At 58.8% G+C, this 16662-nt stretch carries 13 protein-coding genes and 2 pseudogenes; 9 read left to right on the top strand and 6 right to left on the bottom strand.

Annotated elements, in window-relative coordinates:
• Positions 1-40 precede the first annotated feature (40 nt).
• The 6 genes from ACWGXF_RS08080 to ACWGXF_RS08055 all read left to right on the top strand — a co-directional run bounded on the left by ACWGXF_RS08080 (position 41) and on the right by ACWGXF_RS08055 (position 7965).
• Entirely contained in the window at positions 41-1309 is a 1269-nt protein-coding gene (locus ACWGXF_RS08080; protein WP_256629660.1) for an HDOD domain-containing protein, read from the top strand.
• Positions 1310-1493: 184 nt separating this feature from the next.
• A complete protein-coding gene (gene flhB, locus ACWGXF_RS08075) occupies positions 1494-2675 on the top strand; it encodes a flagellar biosynthesis protein FlhB (RefSeq protein WP_256629661.1) in 1182 nt (393 codons plus the stop codon).
• The gene (gene flhA / locus ACWGXF_RS08070) at positions 2675-4777 is read left to right on the top strand and encodes a flagellar biosynthesis protein FlhA (protein ID WP_034378020.1); all 2103 of its coding nucleotides are present in this window, start codon (positions 2675-2677) and stop codon (positions 4775-4777) included. Before flhB ends, flhA begins: the two co-directional genes overlap by 1 nt.
• Positions 4774-6390, top strand: coding sequence for a flagellar biosynthesis protein FlhF (gene flhF / locus ACWGXF_RS08065; RefSeq protein ID WP_256629662.1), 1617 nt, complete (start codon positions 4774-4776; stop codon positions 6388-6390). Before flhA ends, flhF begins: the two co-directional genes overlap by 4 nt.
• Positions 6383-7240, top strand: coding sequence for a hypothetical protein (locus ACWGXF_RS08060; protein WP_012836858.1), 858 nt, complete (start codon positions 6383-6385; stop codon positions 7238-7240). Before flhF ends, ACWGXF_RS08060 begins: the two co-directional genes overlap by 8 nt.
• Positions 7241-7245: 5 nt before the next feature.
• A complete protein-coding gene (locus ACWGXF_RS08055; protein WP_012836859.1) occupies positions 7246-7965 on the top strand; it encodes an RNA polymerase sigma factor FliA in 720 nt (239 codons plus the stop codon).
• Positions 7966-8216: 251 nt separating this feature from the next.
• Here the strand turns inward: ACWGXF_RS08055 and ACWGXF_RS08050 are convergent, their stop codons facing one another.
• From ACWGXF_RS08050 to ACWGXF_RS08025, 6 genes are all read right to left on the bottom strand, one after another.
• Positions 8217-8516, bottom strand: coding sequence for a flagellar protein FliT (locus ACWGXF_RS08050; RefSeq protein WP_256629664.1), 300 nt, complete (start codon positions 8514-8516; stop codon positions 8217-8219).
• A 6-nt stretch (positions 8517-8522) separates the two neighbouring features.
• Positions 8523-8921: a flagellar export chaperone FliS gene (fliS, locus tag ACWGXF_RS08045; protein WP_256629665.1), complete on the bottom strand. Its 399-nt coding sequence runs from the start codon at positions 8919-8921 to the stop codon at positions 8523-8525.
• 57 nt (positions 8922-8978) lie between these two features.
• Positions 8979-10349 (bottom strand): flagellar filament capping protein FliD, encoded by a 1371-nt coding sequence (gene fliD / locus ACWGXF_RS08040; RefSeq protein ID WP_256629666.1) that lies wholly within the window; start codon positions 10347-10349, stop codon positions 8979-8981.
• Between the two features lie 164 nt (positions 10350-10513).
• Complete coding sequence (locus tag ACWGXF_RS08035; RefSeq protein ID WP_256629667.1) at positions 10514-11398, bottom strand: flagellin domain-containing protein; 885 nt, start codon at positions 11396-11398, stop codon at positions 10514-10516.
• A 265-nt stretch (positions 11399-11663) separates the two neighbouring features.
• Positions 11664-12515 (bottom strand): flagellin N-terminal helical domain-containing protein, encoded by an 852-nt coding sequence (locus tag ACWGXF_RS08030; RefSeq protein ID WP_256629668.1) that lies wholly within the window; start codon positions 12513-12515, stop codon positions 11664-11666.
• Positions 12516-12759: 244 nt separating this feature from the next.
• Positions 12760-14000 (bottom strand): IS3 family transposase gene (locus tag ACWGXF_RS08025; RefSeq protein WP_370466507.1). Its coding sequence is split into 2 segments (ribosomal slippage): positions 12760-13667 and positions 13667-14000, totalling 1242 coding nucleotides; the frame shifts between segments, so codons are not numbered across the junction.
• Positions 14001-14181: 181 nt separating this feature from the next.
• Between ACWGXF_RS08025 and ACWGXF_RS08020 the strand changes: the two genes are divergently transcribed.
• From ACWGXF_RS08020 to ACWGXF_RS08010, 3 genes and pseudogenes are all read left to right on the top strand, one after another.
• Complete coding sequence (locus ACWGXF_RS08020) at positions 14182-15840, top strand: O-linked N-acetylglucosamine transferase, SPINDLY family protein (RefSeq protein ID WP_256629670.1); 1659 nt, start codon at positions 14182-14184, stop codon at positions 15838-15840.
• A gap of 38 nt (positions 15841-15878) precedes the next feature.
• Positions 15879-16176, top strand: a pseudogene (locus ACWGXF_RS08015) (transposase); the annotation flags it as partial.
• A 59-nt stretch (positions 16177-16235) separates the two neighbouring features.
• A pseudogene (locus ACWGXF_RS08010) lies at positions 16236-16591 on the top strand (transposase); the annotation flags it as partial.
• Positions 16592-16662 lie beyond the last annotated feature (71 nt).

Genomic DNA, 16662 nt, shown 5'->3' with positions numbered 1-16662 from the left:
TCCGTCTTGATGTCTCGTCGTCTACCTGTCCAAATCCTCCATGACCCAGTCTGCCCTCAGCTCTTTGACTCTTGGTTATCGGCCGCTCTGGGGACGTACGCGACGCCTGGCAGGGATTCAGCTCTATGTCCACGAGGACTCGGGCTCCTCTGCCGACATGGCGCATTTCCTGCGCACGGTGGATGAGATCTGGAGCCGTCAGGCCCCGCCGCTCTTGATATCGCCGCAGTCCCGCCAGGTTCTGTGCAATCTTCTTGAACATGCACCTCAGGGCAGTCCCTGGATAGAGGTGCGCGGCGACTGGCTGCAGCAGGATGAAGGTATTTACGAGCTGGTGCAGAAGGCCAAGGCACGCGGGCTGATGCTGGTCTGGGGCGGATCGCTGGCCGATGTGCCCGATGCCGATGCTGCGCGCTGCTTTGCCAGCAGCCTGCTGAGCCTGCCGCCAGAAGGTGCCGCTGGATTGCCCAATGCCGTGCGTTCCAGCCAGCCGGCAAAAGATGCGGACAAGGAGACTGCCTCGGGCTTTTTTGCCACTCAGCCCCTGAATCTGCTGGACGGCCAGATGTACCAGAGCCTGCAGAGCCTGGAGCTGGCGCGCTCCTGTCTCGACGAACACGAAGCGGCCGCCGTGGCCGGCTGGCCCGTGGCAGACACCATGCAGGCCTTTCGGCTGCAACAGCCCCAGCCCTCGCGCGATGCGCTCTTCAGGCTCATGAAGGCCATCGACAAGGAACAGTCCCTGGATGTGATGGAAGAGATACTGGGTTCGGACCCGGTGCTGGCCTATCGCTTTTTGCTCTATACCAACTCGGCTGCACTGGGCCTGCGTCGCGGCGTGGACTCGCTGCGCCGTGGGCTGGTGATGCTGGGGCTGGGCACGCTGGAGCGCTGGCTGGCCGACCAGCTGCCCCATGCCTGCACCGAACAGGACCTGGTGCCTCTGCGCACGCAGGTCGTGCTGCGCGCCAGGCTGGCCGAGCAGTTGATCGAGGCCGGGGTGAGCCTGGACCTGCAGCGTGAGATGTATCTGTGCAGCCTGTTCTCGCAGCTGGATTTGCTGCTGCATGAGCCGGTGGCCACCATCTTGCGACGCACGCCGCTGAACGAGCGCATTTTCGATGCCATCGTCACGCGCTCCGGTCCTTATGCGGCCGTGCTGCAGATGAGCCAGGCTCTGGAGAGTCGTGACCCGGCACCCATCCGGCAGCTGCGCGAGCAGGAGGAATGGGAGGCCGAAGACCTCAATCGGATGCTGCTGCGCATGCTCAGCGAACTCAAGTTGGGCATGCCGCAAGCTCAGGCCTGAGTGTCTGGGTGAGAATTCGCTAAAAACAGGCTCTATCTCCTGATGGGAAAGCACAGGCAGCTATCAAATTGATGGATGCGCTGTGAGGCAGAGTCGTGCATAAGCAGGGCTTGGCTGCCGCTTATCCGCGCATTGCAGGGGCGCCGGATTCGGACAATTGGGATATCCAATCCGTCCGTGCGCCATGTCCGAATCCCAAGACAAAAACCTGCCCGCCACCGAACGCAAGCTGCAGAAGACGCGTGAAGACGGCCAGGGTGCGCGCTCGCGCGATCTGTCGCATCTGGCCATTCTGGGTACGGGCGCATTGCTGATGCTGATGGGCACGCAGCCCATGATCAATCATCTGCGCGAGGCCATGGCCCGGCAACTGGTGTTCAACGCTGCGGCGGCCAAGACTCCGGCGCTGATGCTGGAGCGCTTTCAGTCCATGCTGGTGCTGGGTCTGGGCATTGCCGTGATCTTTGCTTTGGTGACCACCACGGCCTCGGTGCTGTCCGGCGTGGCTGCCGGCGGCTGGATCTTCAGCTTCAAGCCCATTCAACCGCGCTTTGGCAAGCTCAACCCCTTGTCGGGTCTCAAGAATCTGTTTTCCAAGCAGCAACTGACCACGGTGGTCAAGATGGTGTTCATGACCATCGTGCTGGGCTTTGTAGCCTGGAAGTACATGAGTGCCAATATTGCCGAGATTGCGTCGGTTTCGGCCCAGCCATCGCCCATGGCGCTTGCCATGGTCGGCTCCTGGCTGACCACGGGCATCACCTTGCTGCTGATCGTGGTGCTGCTGGTTGCCTTGATCGACGTGCCGCTGCAGGACTTTCTCTTCAAGTCGCGCCTCAAGATGAGTCATGAGGAGGTCAAGCAGGAGCACAAGGAGTCCGAAGGCAATCCGCAGCTCAAGGGCAAGATCCGCCAGAAGCAGCGCGAGATTGCCGACCGTGCCAGCGTCTCGGCCGTGCCGAAAGCCGACTTTGTAGTCACCAATCCCACCCACTATGCCGTGGCGCTGCGCTATGACGACGCCTCTATGGCTGCTCCCCAGGTGATTGCCAAGGGCACGGATCTGGTGGCGCTCAAGATTCGCGAAATCGCGGGTGCGCACCAGATACCGGTGCTGGAGTCGCCCATGCTGGCGCGTGCACTCTATGCGCATGCAGATCTGGATCAGGCCATTCCTGCCGCGCTCTACACCGCTGTGGCCCAGGTGCTGGCCTATGTCTATCGTCTCAAGGCTGCACTGAGCGGCCAGGGTCCCATGCCCGATGCCCTGGGCGAGCCCCCCGTGCCCGTGGAGCTGGATCCGCACCGTGGCCGCACCCAGCCTGCGGCGGTCGATGCTGCTGGGCAGCAAGAAGGTAATCTGTGATGTCGTCGAATCCTCTGCAACTGTTCCAGAAGTGGTCTGGCTCCAACGCCGGTGCCCTGCAAGGGATGACTGCTCCCATTCTGGTGGTGGCCATTCTGGGTCTGATGGTGTTGCCCGTGCCGCCCTGGCTGCTGGACACCTTCTTCACCCTCAACATTGCCGTGGCGCTGATGGTGATGATGGTGGCGGCCTACATGATCAAGCCGCTGGACTTCGCGGCCTTCCCTTCGGTGCTGCTGCTGACCACGCTGATGCGTCTGTCGCTCAACGTGGCATCGACGCGCGTGGTGCTGATGGAGGGCCACACCGGCCCCGGCGCCGCGGGCGCGGTGATCGAGGCCTTCGGTCACTTCCTGATCGGCGGCAACTTTGCCGTGGGTCTGATCGTGTTCAGCATTCTGGTGGTCATCAACTTCGTGGTGATTACCAAGGGTGCCGAGCGCATTGCCGAAGTCTCGGCCCGCTTCACGCTGGACGCAATGCCCGGCAAGCAGATGGCCGTGGATGCCGATCTGAATGCCGGTCTGATCGACGAGAAGGAGGCCAAGCGCCGCCGTGCCGAAGTGGGCGAGGAAGCCAATTTCTTCGGTTCCATGGACGGTGCCAGCAAGTTTGTGCGTGGCGATGCGATTGCCGGCATTTTGATCCTGGTGATCAACGTCATCGGCGGCTTGATCATCGGCATGGCCCAGCACGGCCTGTCCGCGGGTCAGGCGGCCGACAGCTACATCCTGCTGGCCGTGGGTGACGCGCTGGTGGCGCAGATTCCAGGCCTGCTGATCTCGGTGGCCTCGGCCATGGTGATCTCGCGCGTGGGCAAGGAATCCGATATGGGCCGCCAGATCGTGCAGCAGCTGTTCATGTCGCCCAAGGTGCTGGGCATCACTGCCGGCGTGATGATCTTGCTGGGTCTGATTCCCGGCATGCCGCATCTGGTGTTCATCAGCATGGGGGCCTTGCTGGGCTGGGGTGCCTGGGTGCTGGACAAGAGGGAAAAAGCCCGTCTGGCCGCCCAAAGCAGTGCCCCGGCGCCCCAGCAGCAGGCTGCGCAAAATGATGGCGAAGCGACCTGGGACGATCTGCAGCCCGTGGACTTGCTGGGTCTGGAACTGGGCTATCGCCTGATCGCGCTGGTGGACAAGAGCCGCCAGGGCGACCTGCTGACGCGTATCAAGGGCGTGCGCCGCAAGTTCGCGCAGGAGGTCGGCTTTCTGCCGCCGGCCGTGCATGTGCGCGACAACCTGGAGCTCAAGCCCAGCGCCTATCGCATGACGCTACGCGGCGTCATGGTGGGCGAGGGTGAAGCCTTCCCCGGCATGTTCCTGGCCATCAACCCCGGCGGCATCACCACGCCGCTGATCGGCACGGCCACGACCGATCCGGCCTTTGGTCTGCCCGCGCACTGGATCGACGAACGGCAAAAGGAAGCGGCACAAATGGCCGGTTTTACCGTCGTTGATTCGGAAACCGTGATGGCGACGCATTTGTCACACTTGATGCAAGTGCACGCGGCCAAGCTGTTGTCTCGTACCGAGACGCAGCAGCTCGTTGACCATGTGGCCAAGCTGGCCCCCAAACTCATCGAAGAAGTCATCCCGAAAATGGTGCCCATCACAACGTTCCAGAAAGTGCTCCAGCTGCTGCTGGAGGACTCTGTGCACATTCGTGATATCCGCACCATCATCGAGACGCTGGCCGAAAACGCCACGCAGACGGCAGACCCGGTGGAGCTGGCGCGTCGCGTGCGCATTGCACTGTCGCCTGCCATCGTGCAGCAGATCTACGGTCCGACCCGCGAGCTCAATGTGATTGCCATCGAGCCCGGCCTGGAGCGTCTGCTGGTGCAGGCACTGTCGAACCCCAATGCGCCATCGCTGGACCCCGGCGTGGCTGAAATCCTCACACAAAAAGCGGTCGATGTGGCCAACCAACAGGAAGAGCTGGGCCTGCCCGCCTGCCTGCTGGTGCCGGACGCGATCCGCAACTCTCTTGCCAAGCTGCTGCGTCGTGTGGCGCCGCGTCTGCAGGTGCTCGCGCACAGCGAGATTCCCGAGACGCACACCATCCGCATCGGCCCGATTCTTAAAGGTGCAACCGCATGAATATCAAACGCTTTTACGCCCCGACCGCCCGCGAGGCCCTGGCCAAGGCGCGCATGGTTTTTGGCGACGGCACCCTGATTCTTTCCAATCGCCAGACGCCGGACGGAGTGGAAGTCATGGCCACGGCCGAAGAGACCCTGCAGGACATGGATGCCGGCATGCAGACCGGTTCACCCCTGCAAAAGGCACTGGAGCGCCGCGCCAGCGACGAAGGTATGAGCAGCCTGCGCAAGGAGCATTCGCCTCTGGCTCCCGCTGCTGCCAGGCGCAGCCAGGGCGGTGAAGCCATGAGTACGCTGGAGCATGTGCAGGCGCGCCAGACGGCTAAGGAAGAGCAGGCCCGCGAGATGCAGGTCCAGGCCAAGCCGGTCAAGGCCATCAATGAACTGGCCCGGCATTCCGTGCAGGACGATGTGGAACAGCTGTCCATGAGCACGCTGACCTTCCAGGACTATGTGCGCGAACGCATGCTGCGCCGTCGCCATGAGTCGACGCTTGACAGCAGCGAAGCTCTGCCTACTTTTGCCCAGCGCGTGCAGGAGCGCAATAACGAGCGCCCCGCCATGGCAGCCAAGTCTCAGTCGGCCAGCGCCGCGGTGGTCCGCCACAATCCTCTGCGCCCCGAGAAGATTCAGCTCAAGGAAAGCGCCAGGCCCGCAGCCGTCGCTGCGCCTCAGAACTTCATGCAGGAGATGCAGTCCATGAAGGATCTGATCGAGGAGCGCTTCAACACGCTGACCTGGCTGGGCCAGACGCGTCAGAACCCGATCCAGTCCAGCCTGATGCACAAGCTCATCCGTGCCGGATACTCGCCCGCACTTGCACGTGCGCTGATCGAGAAGCTGCCCGAGACGCTCTCCGCTGGCGACGCCGTGCGCTGGCTGATGCAGGTGCTGGAGCGCAATCTGCGCACCGATGCTGCCCAGCCAGCCATCTATGAGCAAGGCGGAGTGTTTGCCCTGGTCGGCTCGACCGGTGTGGGCAAGACCACGACCACGGCCAAGCTGGCGGCGCTGTGTGCGGCCAAGCACGGTCCCGCATCCGTGGGCCTGATCACGCTGGATACCTACCGCATCGGTGGTCATGACCAGCTGCGCACCTATGCCCGCATGCTGGGCATGGTGGCCCATCAGGCCCATGACAAGGCAGCGTTGCAGGACCTGCTGGGCCTGCTGCAAAGCAAGAAGATGGTGCTGATCGACACGACCGGCGTGGCCCCGCGTGATCCGCGCAAGGATGAGATCATGGATGTGCTGGCCATTGACGGCGTTCAGCAGTTGCTGGCCGTCAATGCAGCCGCTCAGGGCGATGCGCAGGACGATGTCATGCAGGCCTTCAAGGCGCGCGGCTCGCAGCATGCCATCCTCACCAAGGTCGATGAAGCCGTGAAGGTAGGCCCCTCGGTGGATACGCTGATTCGCCATCAGATCCAGCTGTGCGGCGTGACCAATGGCCAGCGCGTGCCTGAAGACTTCGAGCGCGCCAATGCGCAGTTGCTGGTCTCGGCCTCCATGCGCTCGGCTGCAAAGTCGGCCTTTGATCCTCAGTCGCTGGATCTGGACTTCTTCTTTACCCCTTCGTCCGCCAGCGGCGCAGAGGCTGCCCATGCTTGAGCGTCGCTCGCCCCTGCATCAGGGCATGGCTCTGCATATGAGCGATGCCAGCACCGCCGGCTTGCGCGTGCTGGCCGTGCTGCACAGTGCGTCAGGTGCCGCTGCCGAGCAGGCAGTGCTCTGGCCGCTGTGCGCCCAGCTGCAGCGCCTGGGCCAGAAGGTGCTGGTGCTTGATGGCAGCCAGGCCGAATCCTTTCACACGCCAGGTCTGGCCCAACTGCTGGCGCAGCATGCCTGGCAGGCCCAGGCGGGACTGCGCGCAAGCGTCGGCGACGCCCAGTCGGTGGCCAGTCTGCCGGCGCGGCAGGGTCTCAAGCAGCTCAAGGCCTCGGCCGACGAGATGGGGCTGGACATGCTGACGGCCCTGCAAGCCTATGTGCGGGGCTACACCACCGTGATCATCTATGCGAGCAGCGAAACCTTGACGCCGATGCTGCAAGGTCAGGGCCTGCAGCCGCTGCTGGTCGTGCCGCCCGATTCCGAGCACCTGATCGAAAGCTACCGCCAGCTTAAGCATCTGGCCGTGTTTGCTGGCGTTGAATGCACGATTGCCGCGCTGGAAGCGCCGCTGACGGCAGACGGCCCGCAGAAATACGACTGGAGCCGCAAGCAGAGCAGCTCGCAGACAGCCAAGCAAAACGCTCAGACACGATTGCAGCGTCTGAATGCGCTGCTACAGTGTTCGCAGCGCCACCTGGGCGATGCCCCGGTGCTCATGCGCCTGCGCTGGCGCCAGGCCAGCGATCTGCATCAGCTCACGCTGCACATGCTCAAGACGGCCTGCATCCTGCCCATGCATGCCCAGCCCACGGCGGCTGCCGCGCCTGAATCCCTTGTCTGGAGCCATTGACTGCCATGTACACCGCCAAAGGCCAACTCGACCGCGACGCGCTGATTCGTCAGCATGTGCCGCTTGTGCGTCGGATTGCCTTGCACATGATCGCCAAACTGCCACCGAACGTAGAGCTGGATGATTTGATCCAGGTCGGCATGATAGGTCTGGCCGAAGCGCTGTCGCGCTTCGAGAGCGAGCAAGGCGTGCAATTCGACACTTTCGCCAGCCAGCGCATCCGTGGCGCCATGCTCGACGAACTGCGCGAAGGCGACTGGATGAGCCGCAGTTCGCGCAAAAGCCAGAAGGAAATCGAGCAGGCGCTCAACCGCCTGGAGCAGCGTCTGGGCCGGCCCCCGCTGGAGTCGGAAATCGCGGCCGAGCTGGGCATGGCCCTGGATGACTACCAGTCCCTGCTGGGCAAGGTGCGCGGCACGCAGCTGGTCTATCTCGAGGACATAGGCGGCGGCGACGGCGACGATGGCGACGACTATCTGGAGCGGCATGTGGCCGACTCGGGCGCCGACCCCTTTGCCTTGCTGCGCGACCAGCGCATGCGCTCTGCGTTGGTAGAGGCCATCAAGACCCTGCCGGAGCGTGAACAATATGTGATGGGCATGTACTACGAGCACGACATGAACCTCAAGGAAATCGCCGCCGTGCTTGGCGTGACCGAATCGCGGGTCTGCCAGCTGCACAGCCAGGCCATCGCCCGCCTGCGCACCAAGATGCGCTCGCATTGATCACTGAAACGGTTCGCCAGGCGCGGGCCGTTCACCACAACAGAAGCCGCCGCGCTGCAGATTCCATCTGTCCACGCGGCGGCTTTGCTTTTGTGACGCAGCCTGGCTGCGTTCTGGTGCTTCGCTATCGATAGCTTGTGGGTTCTACGGCATTGGGTTCATGGATGTCTTGATTGATCACCTGTCGTCGCTGCAAGCAAAAAGCCCTGTTGCATTGCTGCAGCAGGGCTTTGGAGTGAGTGGCTTTGCAATCAGTGCATCACATGCGGCTGACCGTCGAACATATGCTCAAAACTTGCAAGCCAGGGCTCGGCAAGCACGCGAATCTGGGCATCGTTGCGCAAGATGCGCTGCATGATGCGCGCCTTTTCCTTGCGCAGTTCGGGCGCCAGCTTTTCATCTCGCGAGCGAAAGCGCAACTGCTCGATCAGCACGGCACAAGTGCCCTCATAGCGCGCAACACCGTCCCAGTCCTTGGCCTGGGCGGCCTGCAGCATCTTGACGCTGCTTTCCTCAATGGCGCGGTAGAAGTCGATCAATGTGTGCTCCATATTTTGTTAGATGGTTTGACCCATTTCGCGCCAGCCTTGAGCGACGGGGGCAATCACCGCCTGCGCAGCATCCAGCAGAGAGGAGTCGTTACGCAAATTGGCCAAAGTAATCTGGGTAATGCTGTAGTCGTACAGGGAGGCTAGGTTTTGCGCAACTTCTCCGCCTTGTTGCATGTTCAGAGAAGCTTTCAGGCCTTCTTCCAGAATCCGCACCGCCTTGCCTATTTGTCGCCCCTTTTCCTCGATATCACCACGCTGCATGGCGCCTTTGGCTGCATTCAACGAGGTTTCCAGGGCATCAAACAGCAACTGAATCAGCATATGGGGCGATGCGCCGTTCGCCACGGATTGAACACCTACCTGACGGTAAGCGTTCGCTGCACTGCGATTCATCGATGTGTACATAAATGTTCCTTGGTGTCCTTGGACTGTTATCGACACCATTCCCGAAGTCTGAAGCGTTTAGCTCTTATTCCACTGTGAGACCTGCTGCGACATATAGGTACTCAAGGTCGAATAACTAGCCATCTTGGTATCGAGTGCCGTGTACTGAGCCCGCATGCGGGCCTCAAAAGCCACGGCCCGATCATTGACCCGATCCTGAGCATCCGTGTTGCTCTTTTTCTGAGCCGTGAGACTCGCCGTCTTGGTGTCAAACGTACCTTCAAAATCCAGCATACTTTTGGTCAGGGCTTGCATGCGAACCGCCAGGCCCTGGGTGTCACCTTGTCCCTCGGTGCCAGCGCTGGCAAAGACTGCGCTCAAGCTCTCGGGATTGCTCAAGGCCTTTTCAAGATTGGCCTTGTCGGTGGTTGAGGTGCCAAATGACAGTTTGCCCCCCTTGGCAATCTGAATCCCCAGCTCTGACAAACGATTCACGCCACCAATGCCACTCACTGTCCCCGCGATGGCGCTGCGCAGGCTGTTGGCCATGCTCACGGCAGTGGAGTCACCCTGCAGCGTTCCTGCAACTTTGGATTCCGCATCGTATTTGGTGGAGGAGACCAACGCATCATTGAGCGCGTTGTAGGCATCCATAAAGGTCTGCAAACTCTTCTTCAGGCCTTCCGTGTCCGTCTTCACCGTCACGCTGGCCGCAGCCGTGGTGAGCTGCGAAACCGTGATGTTCAAACCCGGCAAGGTGTTCTTGAATTCATTGGTGGCCGATTCCACCGAGATGCCATTGACGACGATCCTTGCATTCTGAGCGTCCTGCTTCACGGTTTTTCCATCGCTGCTATCCAACTTCATCAAGTTGGTATCGCCCGTCGCGGTCAAGGTGAACTTGGCATTTGCCCCGGTATCCTTGGAGCGCAAGACCAGACGCTGTTGTCCATCGGCATCCGTCATGACGGATGCGACCACGCCGGTATTTTTTTCGTTGATGGCTGCAACCACATCGCCCATCGAAGAGCCTGGCTGGATGGTGATAGGAGGAACGGTATTACCGCCGATTTTCAGCTCCAGCGAGCCACCAAACTTGGCATCTGCCGCCATCAAACCGGAGGCCTGCGAATGCCCTCTGGCCAGGGCTTCCACCGTGACTTCAGAGGTTCCCGCCAAGGCATTGGCATCGGTGACCGCAACGGTCACGGCCGCATTCGAGGAAGCCGCCGTGGTGGTCTTCCAGGTCTCTTTCTTGGCCAGATTGGTGGCCGCATCCGAGAGCGTGGACATCAAGGATTTCAGCTTGCCATATGCGGATATCTTGGTATCCAGCGACGAGGCACTTGCCTGCAAGGCCTTCAGGGGCGACTTTTGCAGGGTCACCATCTGCGAGATCAGCGATTCAACATCCAAACCGCTACCGATGCCAGCTGCTGTCAGTCCCATGGCAAGTTCCTCCTAGTTGTCCTAGCCTCAAGCAGCCCGGCCAAATTACACAAATCATGCATCATTTGCAACCGGCGGCAAGACGCGAGACGATTCCATCATGCCTACTCTTTGTCGGCAGATATTGCGCCACCTTGAGAGCCTGCGCTTTCCTCTGCTAATAATCACTGAATCAGTTTGAGCACCGATTGGGGCAGCTGATTGGCCTGCGCCACCATGGCAGTACCTGCTTGCTGCAGGATCTGTGTACGACTCAGGTTCGCGGTTTCTGCGGCAAAGTCCGCATCCATGATGCGCGAGCGCGCTGCGGCTGTATTTTCTGATGCGACTTGAAGATTGGAAATGACGGCCTCAAAACGATTCTGTGCGGCACCATAGGTAGCACGAGTATCGTTGACCAGATCCAGGGCCGAATCAATTGCAGTCATCGATGCTTTGGCTTCGGTGGCTGTGCCTGCACCAGCAGTTGCTAATGTTCCCAACGCCCCTCCCAGGGAGTCAGGGGCACCTGAGGCGCCAGCAACCACACCCAGTCCACTAGGCGGTGCCGTTGTCATGTCCGAAGCAGGAATCGTGATCTGGTTGTCTGCACCTGTATTCGCGCCAACTTGAAAAACAGTCGCAGCACTATTGTTGAGTAGCGGGCGGCCATTGAATTTGGTACTGGTCGTGACACGAGCAATCTCCTGCGCCAATTGCTGGTATTCCTTATTCAGTGAGTCTCTATCAGTCGAGCCATTGGTGTCATTCGCAGCTTGAACAGCCAACTCACGCATGCGTTGCAGGTTGTCGCCAATTTTGCTCAAAGCGCCCTCTGCGGTTTGTGCCATGGAAATGCCGTCATTGGCATTCCGCATGGCTACATTCATACCGCGCACCTGTGCGTTCATGCGCTCGGCAATCGCGAGACCTGCGGCGTCGTCCTTGGCGCTGTTGACGCGCAGGCCTGACGAGAGTCGTTGCATGGTGGTTGACAGCGAGGCTTGCGATGTATTGAGGTTGCGCTGAGCATTCAGCGAGGCAAGATTGGTATTGATGACAGATGCCATGGGCAGAGCTCCTTGTTCGGCTTGAAGAATGGCCAACAGTTCTGGGCGTGGGCCCACTGAACGTCAGACAGCACGCCAGACCTCCAGCTTTGCCTATCTGATGCTTTGATTGTGCGGAAACTCTCTGGACGCTAAAGCTTCAATAAAAGCCGGGATCAGCCTTTATTTCCATTGTCTCGTTGGTCCACTAATAAAAAAAGCCTTGGGCATTGCCCAAGGCTCTATGAATGGTCGGCGAATCTAGTCTGTGCCGTGGCAAGTCAAATTAGCGCAGCAAGGACAGTACACCTTGAGGCAGTTGGTTGGCCTGAGCCACCATGGCTGTGCCTGCCTGTTGCAGAATTTGGGAGCGACTCAGGTTTGCTGTTTCCTGAGCAAAGTCGGCATCTGTAATTCGTGAGCGTGCAGCAGAAGTGTTTTCGGAAGCTACTTGCAAGTTGGCAATGACCGCATCAAAACGGTTTTGGACTGCACCGAATTCAGCACGTTGACCATTGACTTTGTCAAGGGCCGTATCCAAAGCTGTCACTGCTGCCAAGGCCGACGAAGCGGTGCTTCCCAGTGTTGCAGTAGAAGCCGTTCCTTGTACCACTGATCCCAACTCCGTTGCCATATTGGTAGTGGTCAGCGAGATTTGATTGTCCGCAGCCGTATTGGCTCCAATCTGGAATCCAAAACTACCGCTGGCACCACCCGAGCCCGTCAGCAGCTCTTGATTGTTAAATTTGGTGTTTTTGATCACACGCTCATTTTCTGCAGCCAGTGCCTTGAACTCTTTGTCCATCGAAGTACGGTCAGCAGAGCCATTGGTATCGTTTGCGGCTTGTACAGCGAGTTCACGCATGCGCTGCAGATTCTCGCCAATCTTACCCAGCGCGCCTTCAGCCGTTTGCGCCAGCGAGATTCCATCGTTGGCATTGCGAATCGCCACATTCATGCCACGTACTTGGGCACCCATGCGTTCAGAGATGGCCAGGCCGGCTGCATCATCTTTCGCACTATTCAGGCGCAAGCCGGAAGACAGGCGCTGCATGGAGTTCGCCAGCGAAGTCTGGGAAGTGCTCAGGTTGCGTTGTGCGTTGAGCGACTGCAGGTTGGTGTTGATGGTCATGCCCATGGCGATAGCTCCTCTTGGTCAATTCAAAAATTTGCCACCACTTGCATAAAGAAAGCAAGTTGGGCAGTTACCCCATTCCACGCAAGTCAAGCACCAGCTCTGAGAACGTGTGGACCTTAGTGGTACAGGGCTTTTGTTCCCTGTTGTTTGGGATATCGGAGCTCGAGAAGCAAACTTTAGAAGAAATTTTCATGAGCAGCTTTGATCTTGCCCCCGTAGTTCCGGACACCGTCCAGTCGCTAAGCTAGCCCTGATGGGCGGGGTGATTCTGCCGTCGTCGGAACTCCCTGGGCGATATCATCCTCAAACTCGAATGCGGGTGGATTTTGTTGAAGTGCTCGAACGCCCCCGGCAATTGCGCCAGCACCGTTGGCGCGTCACGCAGGTCCATACGGCTCATGTAGTCGCGCTTGAAGGTGTTGACGAAGCTCCCGGCCATGCCGTTGCTCTGCGGGCTACACACGTTGATCGGCTTCAGGCCCAGCGATCTAGCAATGCCACGCGTCTCGTGCGCGATGTAGGCGCTACCGTTGTCGGTGAGGAACTCCAATTCACGCTCCAGGGGCACGGCTTCAACCGTGCCAAAGCGCCGCTCCACGGCTTCCACCAGCATGTCGCGCACAGGCTCTCCCGCAAGTCCCTTGCCCTCCCAAGCTCGCCAGGCCAGGATCTCCCGGTCGCAGCAGTCCTTGGCGAAGGTGGCTGTGACCGTCTCGCCCGAATCGCACTTGATCTCAAAGCCGTCAGAGCACCAGCGCATGTTGCTCATCGGCACACTGACCTGGCCATCGTGAATACGGCTCGAATGCCGTCGCTTGGGCGCCTTGGGCAACAGCAGTCGATGCTGCGCCATGACCCGGTAGATGCGCTTGTGGTTCAGCACCTGTTGACCTTGCGAACGTCGCTCTCGATTGAGCAGCGCACCGGCGCGGCGATAGCCATAGCTGGGCAACTCGGCAATGTGGCGCCGCAGGTCAGCCAGCAAGAGCTCATCCTGGACCGAAGTGCGGCCTCTGCGGCTGTCCTGCCATTGGGCAGAGCGGTGATGCCGCACATGCAGATTCGAGCGCGCCACGCCCAGCACCGAGCAGACCGACTTCATCGGTCGTCCCCAGGCAACAAGGGCGAGCGCGCAATCCACTTTTTTGCTGCGCCAAGCTCCACGGCTTCCTTGAGGATCTCGTTCTCCAAGGTCTTTTTGCCCAGCACACGTTGCAGCTTGGCGATCTCGGCGCGAGCTGCGGCCAGCTCCGAAGCCGGCACAACCGCTTCGCCGGCGCTCACGGCCACCAGTGCGCCTTCGCGATCCAATCGCCGCCAAGTGAATAGCAAGCTCGCCGACACGCCCTCCTGGCGGGCCACGAGCGAGACGCTCATGCCCGGTTCATACGTCTTGCGAACCAAGGCAGCCTTCTCGGCAGCCGACCAGCGCCGCCTGCGCTGGTCTCGGGTGATGACCTCAATCGTCTCTGTATGCCTAGTCATACGCACAGTCCTATGCCTATCTCAAAGATAAACGATGGACCGTGTCCGGAGATTTAGGGGGCTATCTCAGCTTGTCGTGAGGAGGTGGTTGGAGATGCGCGCCCTTTCCCCTTGTTATCCGTAGCTGCTATCGCCTAGGGCACGGCAGAATCCTGGTATCACTGCAGATCAGTTTGCCAACATGTCTCATTTGCCTTACACATCCGACCTTCCTGTTCTGAGCGTTCATAGCAAAGAATTCATTTCTATCCGAACCATGATTGATCATGCTCAGTTTCTGGAAGCGTTGGGTGCCTTGAGCGATCTCGCGGCCAAAGACCTGAGTTATGCAAAAAATGCCATTCTTTGGCTTTACATAGGTTATGTATACACGCGCCTGACCTTGTGGCCAAAGGCCATTGATGCTCTGCAAGCTACTTTGGAAATTGAGCCCAACATGCCTGATGCAGAGCGTCTGCTATCTTTGGCTCTTTTTAGCATAGGCCGCAAGCAACAAGCTTGTGCTCTTATTGATGATGCTTGCCGAAAAAACAAGAATATAGGCGCGCATTGGCAGATGCGCGCCTATATTCATGCTCACAGCAATAAGGACCCATTCAATACATTGGAGACTGCTCGTGATTGGGGGCGCCGATTTTCCGATCCACTGACCCGTCGCGCCAAGCCATTTCTGGGACATAATCGTGACCCGCTCCGCAAGCTCAAGATCGGTTATGTCACAGCGGACTTTCGTCAGCATTCTGTCGCTTTTTTCATGCGACCCATTCTTGCTTATCATGACCCCGCAGCGGTGGAGGTGCATGTATACTCCAACTCAGCTCTCAAGGATGCATTTACCGCTGATTTGCAAAGCCTTGTTCCTTATTGGCATGAAATAGAAAATTTGACTGATGAGCAAGTGCTTGGTCAAATTCGTTGTGATGCGATCGATGTTCTTGTTGATCTTTCCGGTTTTACACAAGGGCATCGACTGACCGTTTTTAGCCATAGGGCGGCCCCCGTCCAAGTTACTTGGCTTGGCTATATGAATACCTTGGGCATGAAGGCCATGGACTACAGGATGGCGGACGCAATGACGGCTCCTCCAAGTCATGCGCCTTACTATTCCGAGTCTTTGTTTCAGCTTAATTGTGTGGCTACTTACACTCCTCCAAGCTATGCCCCTTTGCTTGAAGAGCCACCAATGCTACGCAATGGCTATCCCACACTGATTTCGCTAAATAGCTCAGCCAAAATTACGGATGCTATGCTATTGGTTTGGGCTCGCATTCTTCAGGCTCGCCCGGATGCGCAACTCATCATCATGGTCAAAGAACTGGAGTCGACCGCTGCACAAGAGCATATGCAGCCTCGGGTTGTGGCGGCTGGTCTTCCTATAGATCGAGTTTCGGTTTTGCATCAGCAACAACTAGATCGGTTTATGGAGTTGGGTCATATTGCCGATATTCAATTGGATACAGCCCCTATTTCAGGGGGGACTACGACTTTGCATGCGCTGTGGATGGGGCTTCCCATAGTGACGATGGATGCTGTGCGTGGAGTAGATGCTTGCACAGCAGGCATATTGCGCTCAGTGGGAATTACTGGAGAGATTGCGCAAGATGAAGATGACTACGTGGACACGGCGCTGCGGCTCATGAATGATCCAGAGCGCTTGAGGCTGCATCGATTACAGGTCAGAGGGATGATGAAAAAATCGCCCTACATGGATTATGCGGCTCGAACCAAAGAAGTTGAAGCTGCCTATCGAATCATGTGGATGAACTGGTTGCAAGGTAATAAATCGCGGTTACAAGCTGAATTGATATCTGAATCAACTGGACTACCCCTAGGTAGGTAGACATCCCTAGTCTATCTTTTGACCAGGGGAGGCAGTCCATGAGCGCACAGAGGTTTACGCCAGAATTCAAGGAAGAGGCGGTCAAGCAAGTCACGGAGAAGGGGCTCTCGGTGACTGAAGTTGCAGTCCGTTTAGGGGTGTCTACACATAGCTTGTATAAATGGCTCAAGGCCGTATCCCCAGACAGGAGCGAGCAGCACTCCCAAGAATTGCTCGAAGCCAAGAGCGAGATCTTGCGTTTGCGCAGTCAGATGCGGCGGATCGAAGAAGAGTGAGACATCTTAAAAAAGCCGTGCGGTACTTGGCCAGGGAGCCCGAGTGAAGTACCGCTTTATGGGCTGCTGCCGGTTTCAAAGACACCTTGTTAAGGTGGAAGATGAAACTGGAGGTGGTTTATGGGGACGAGACGGCAGTTCAGCCGGGAATTCAAGGTTGAAGCGGTCAAGCTGGTGACCGAGCGAGGCGTTGCAGTGGCGCAAGCTGCGCGCGACCTAGATGTGCACGAGACGCGGCTGAGGGCATGGATGCGCGAGCTGACGGCAGACTCGCAGCAGGCGTTCCCCGGCAAGGGTGTGATGAAGTCCGAGCAGGCCGAGATAGAGCGGCTGCGCAAGGAGGTTGCCAAGCTCAAGATGGAGCGCGACATCCTGAAAAAAGCCGCGGCCTTCTTCGCCAAGGAGTCGATGTGAAGTTCGGCTTCGTTGCGAAACACCGAGGGGCCTGGCCGGTGAATCTGATGTGCGAGGTGTTGATTTCCACCCAGAAGTGACCCACTAGCCCCCGGTTTTTCCATCTCAATCTGACCCACGCATTAACCCTAGC

The sequence above is a fragment of the Comamonas sp. HJ-2 genome (genome assembly GCF_053615495.1).
The sequence above is the reverse complement of the archived record's forward strand: the minus strand, read 5'-3'. Positions and strand labels throughout refer to the sequence as shown.

Bases quoted from the DNA above. Each gene is read 5' to 3' on its own strand.
- ACWGXF_RS08060 (WP_012836858.1), top strand. From the start codon at position 6,383: ATGCTTGAGCGTCGCTCGCCCCTGCATCAGGGCATGGCTCTGCATATG.
- ACWGXF_RS08020 (WP_256629670.1), top strand. From the start codon at position 14,182: ATGTCTCATTTGCCTTACACATCCGACCTTCCTGTTCTGAGCGTTCAT.
- flhF (WP_256629662.1), top strand. From the start codon at position 4,774: ATGAATATCAAACGCTTTTACGCCCCGACCGCCCGCGAGGCCCTGGCC.
- ACWGXF_RS08030 (WP_256629668.1), bottom strand. From the start codon at position 12,515: ATGGGCATGACCATCAACACCAACCTGCAGTCGCTCAACGCACAACGC.
- fliS (WP_256629665.1), bottom strand. From the start codon at position 8,921: ATGTACACATCGATGAATCGCAGTGCAGCGAACGCTTACCGTCAGGTA.
- fliD (WP_256629666.1), bottom strand. From the start codon at position 10,349: ATGGGACTGACAGCAGCTGGCATCGGTAGCGGTTTGGATGTTGAATCG.
- ACWGXF_RS08055 (WP_012836859.1), top strand. From the start codon at position 7,246: ATGTACACCGCCAAAGGCCAACTCGACCGCGACGCGCTGATTCGTCAG.
- ACWGXF_RS08050 (WP_256629664.1), bottom strand. From the start codon at position 8,516: ATGGAGCACACATTGATCGACTTCTACCGCGCCATTGAGGAAAGCAGC.
- ACWGXF_RS08035 (WP_256629667.1), bottom strand. From the start codon at position 11,398: ATGGCATCTGTCATCAATACCAATCTTGCCTCGCTGAATGCTCAGCGC.
- flhB (WP_256629661.1), top strand. From the start codon at position 1,494: ATGTCCGAATCCCAAGACAAAAACCTGCCCGCCACCGAACGCAAGCTG.
- ACWGXF_RS08080 (WP_256629660.1), top strand. From the start codon at position 41: ATGACCCAGTCTGCCCTCAGCTCTTTGACTCTTGGTTATCGGCCGCTC.
- flhA (WP_034378020.1), top strand. From the start codon at position 2,675: ATGTCGTCGAATCCTCTGCAACTGTTCCAGAAGTGGTCTGGCTCCAAC.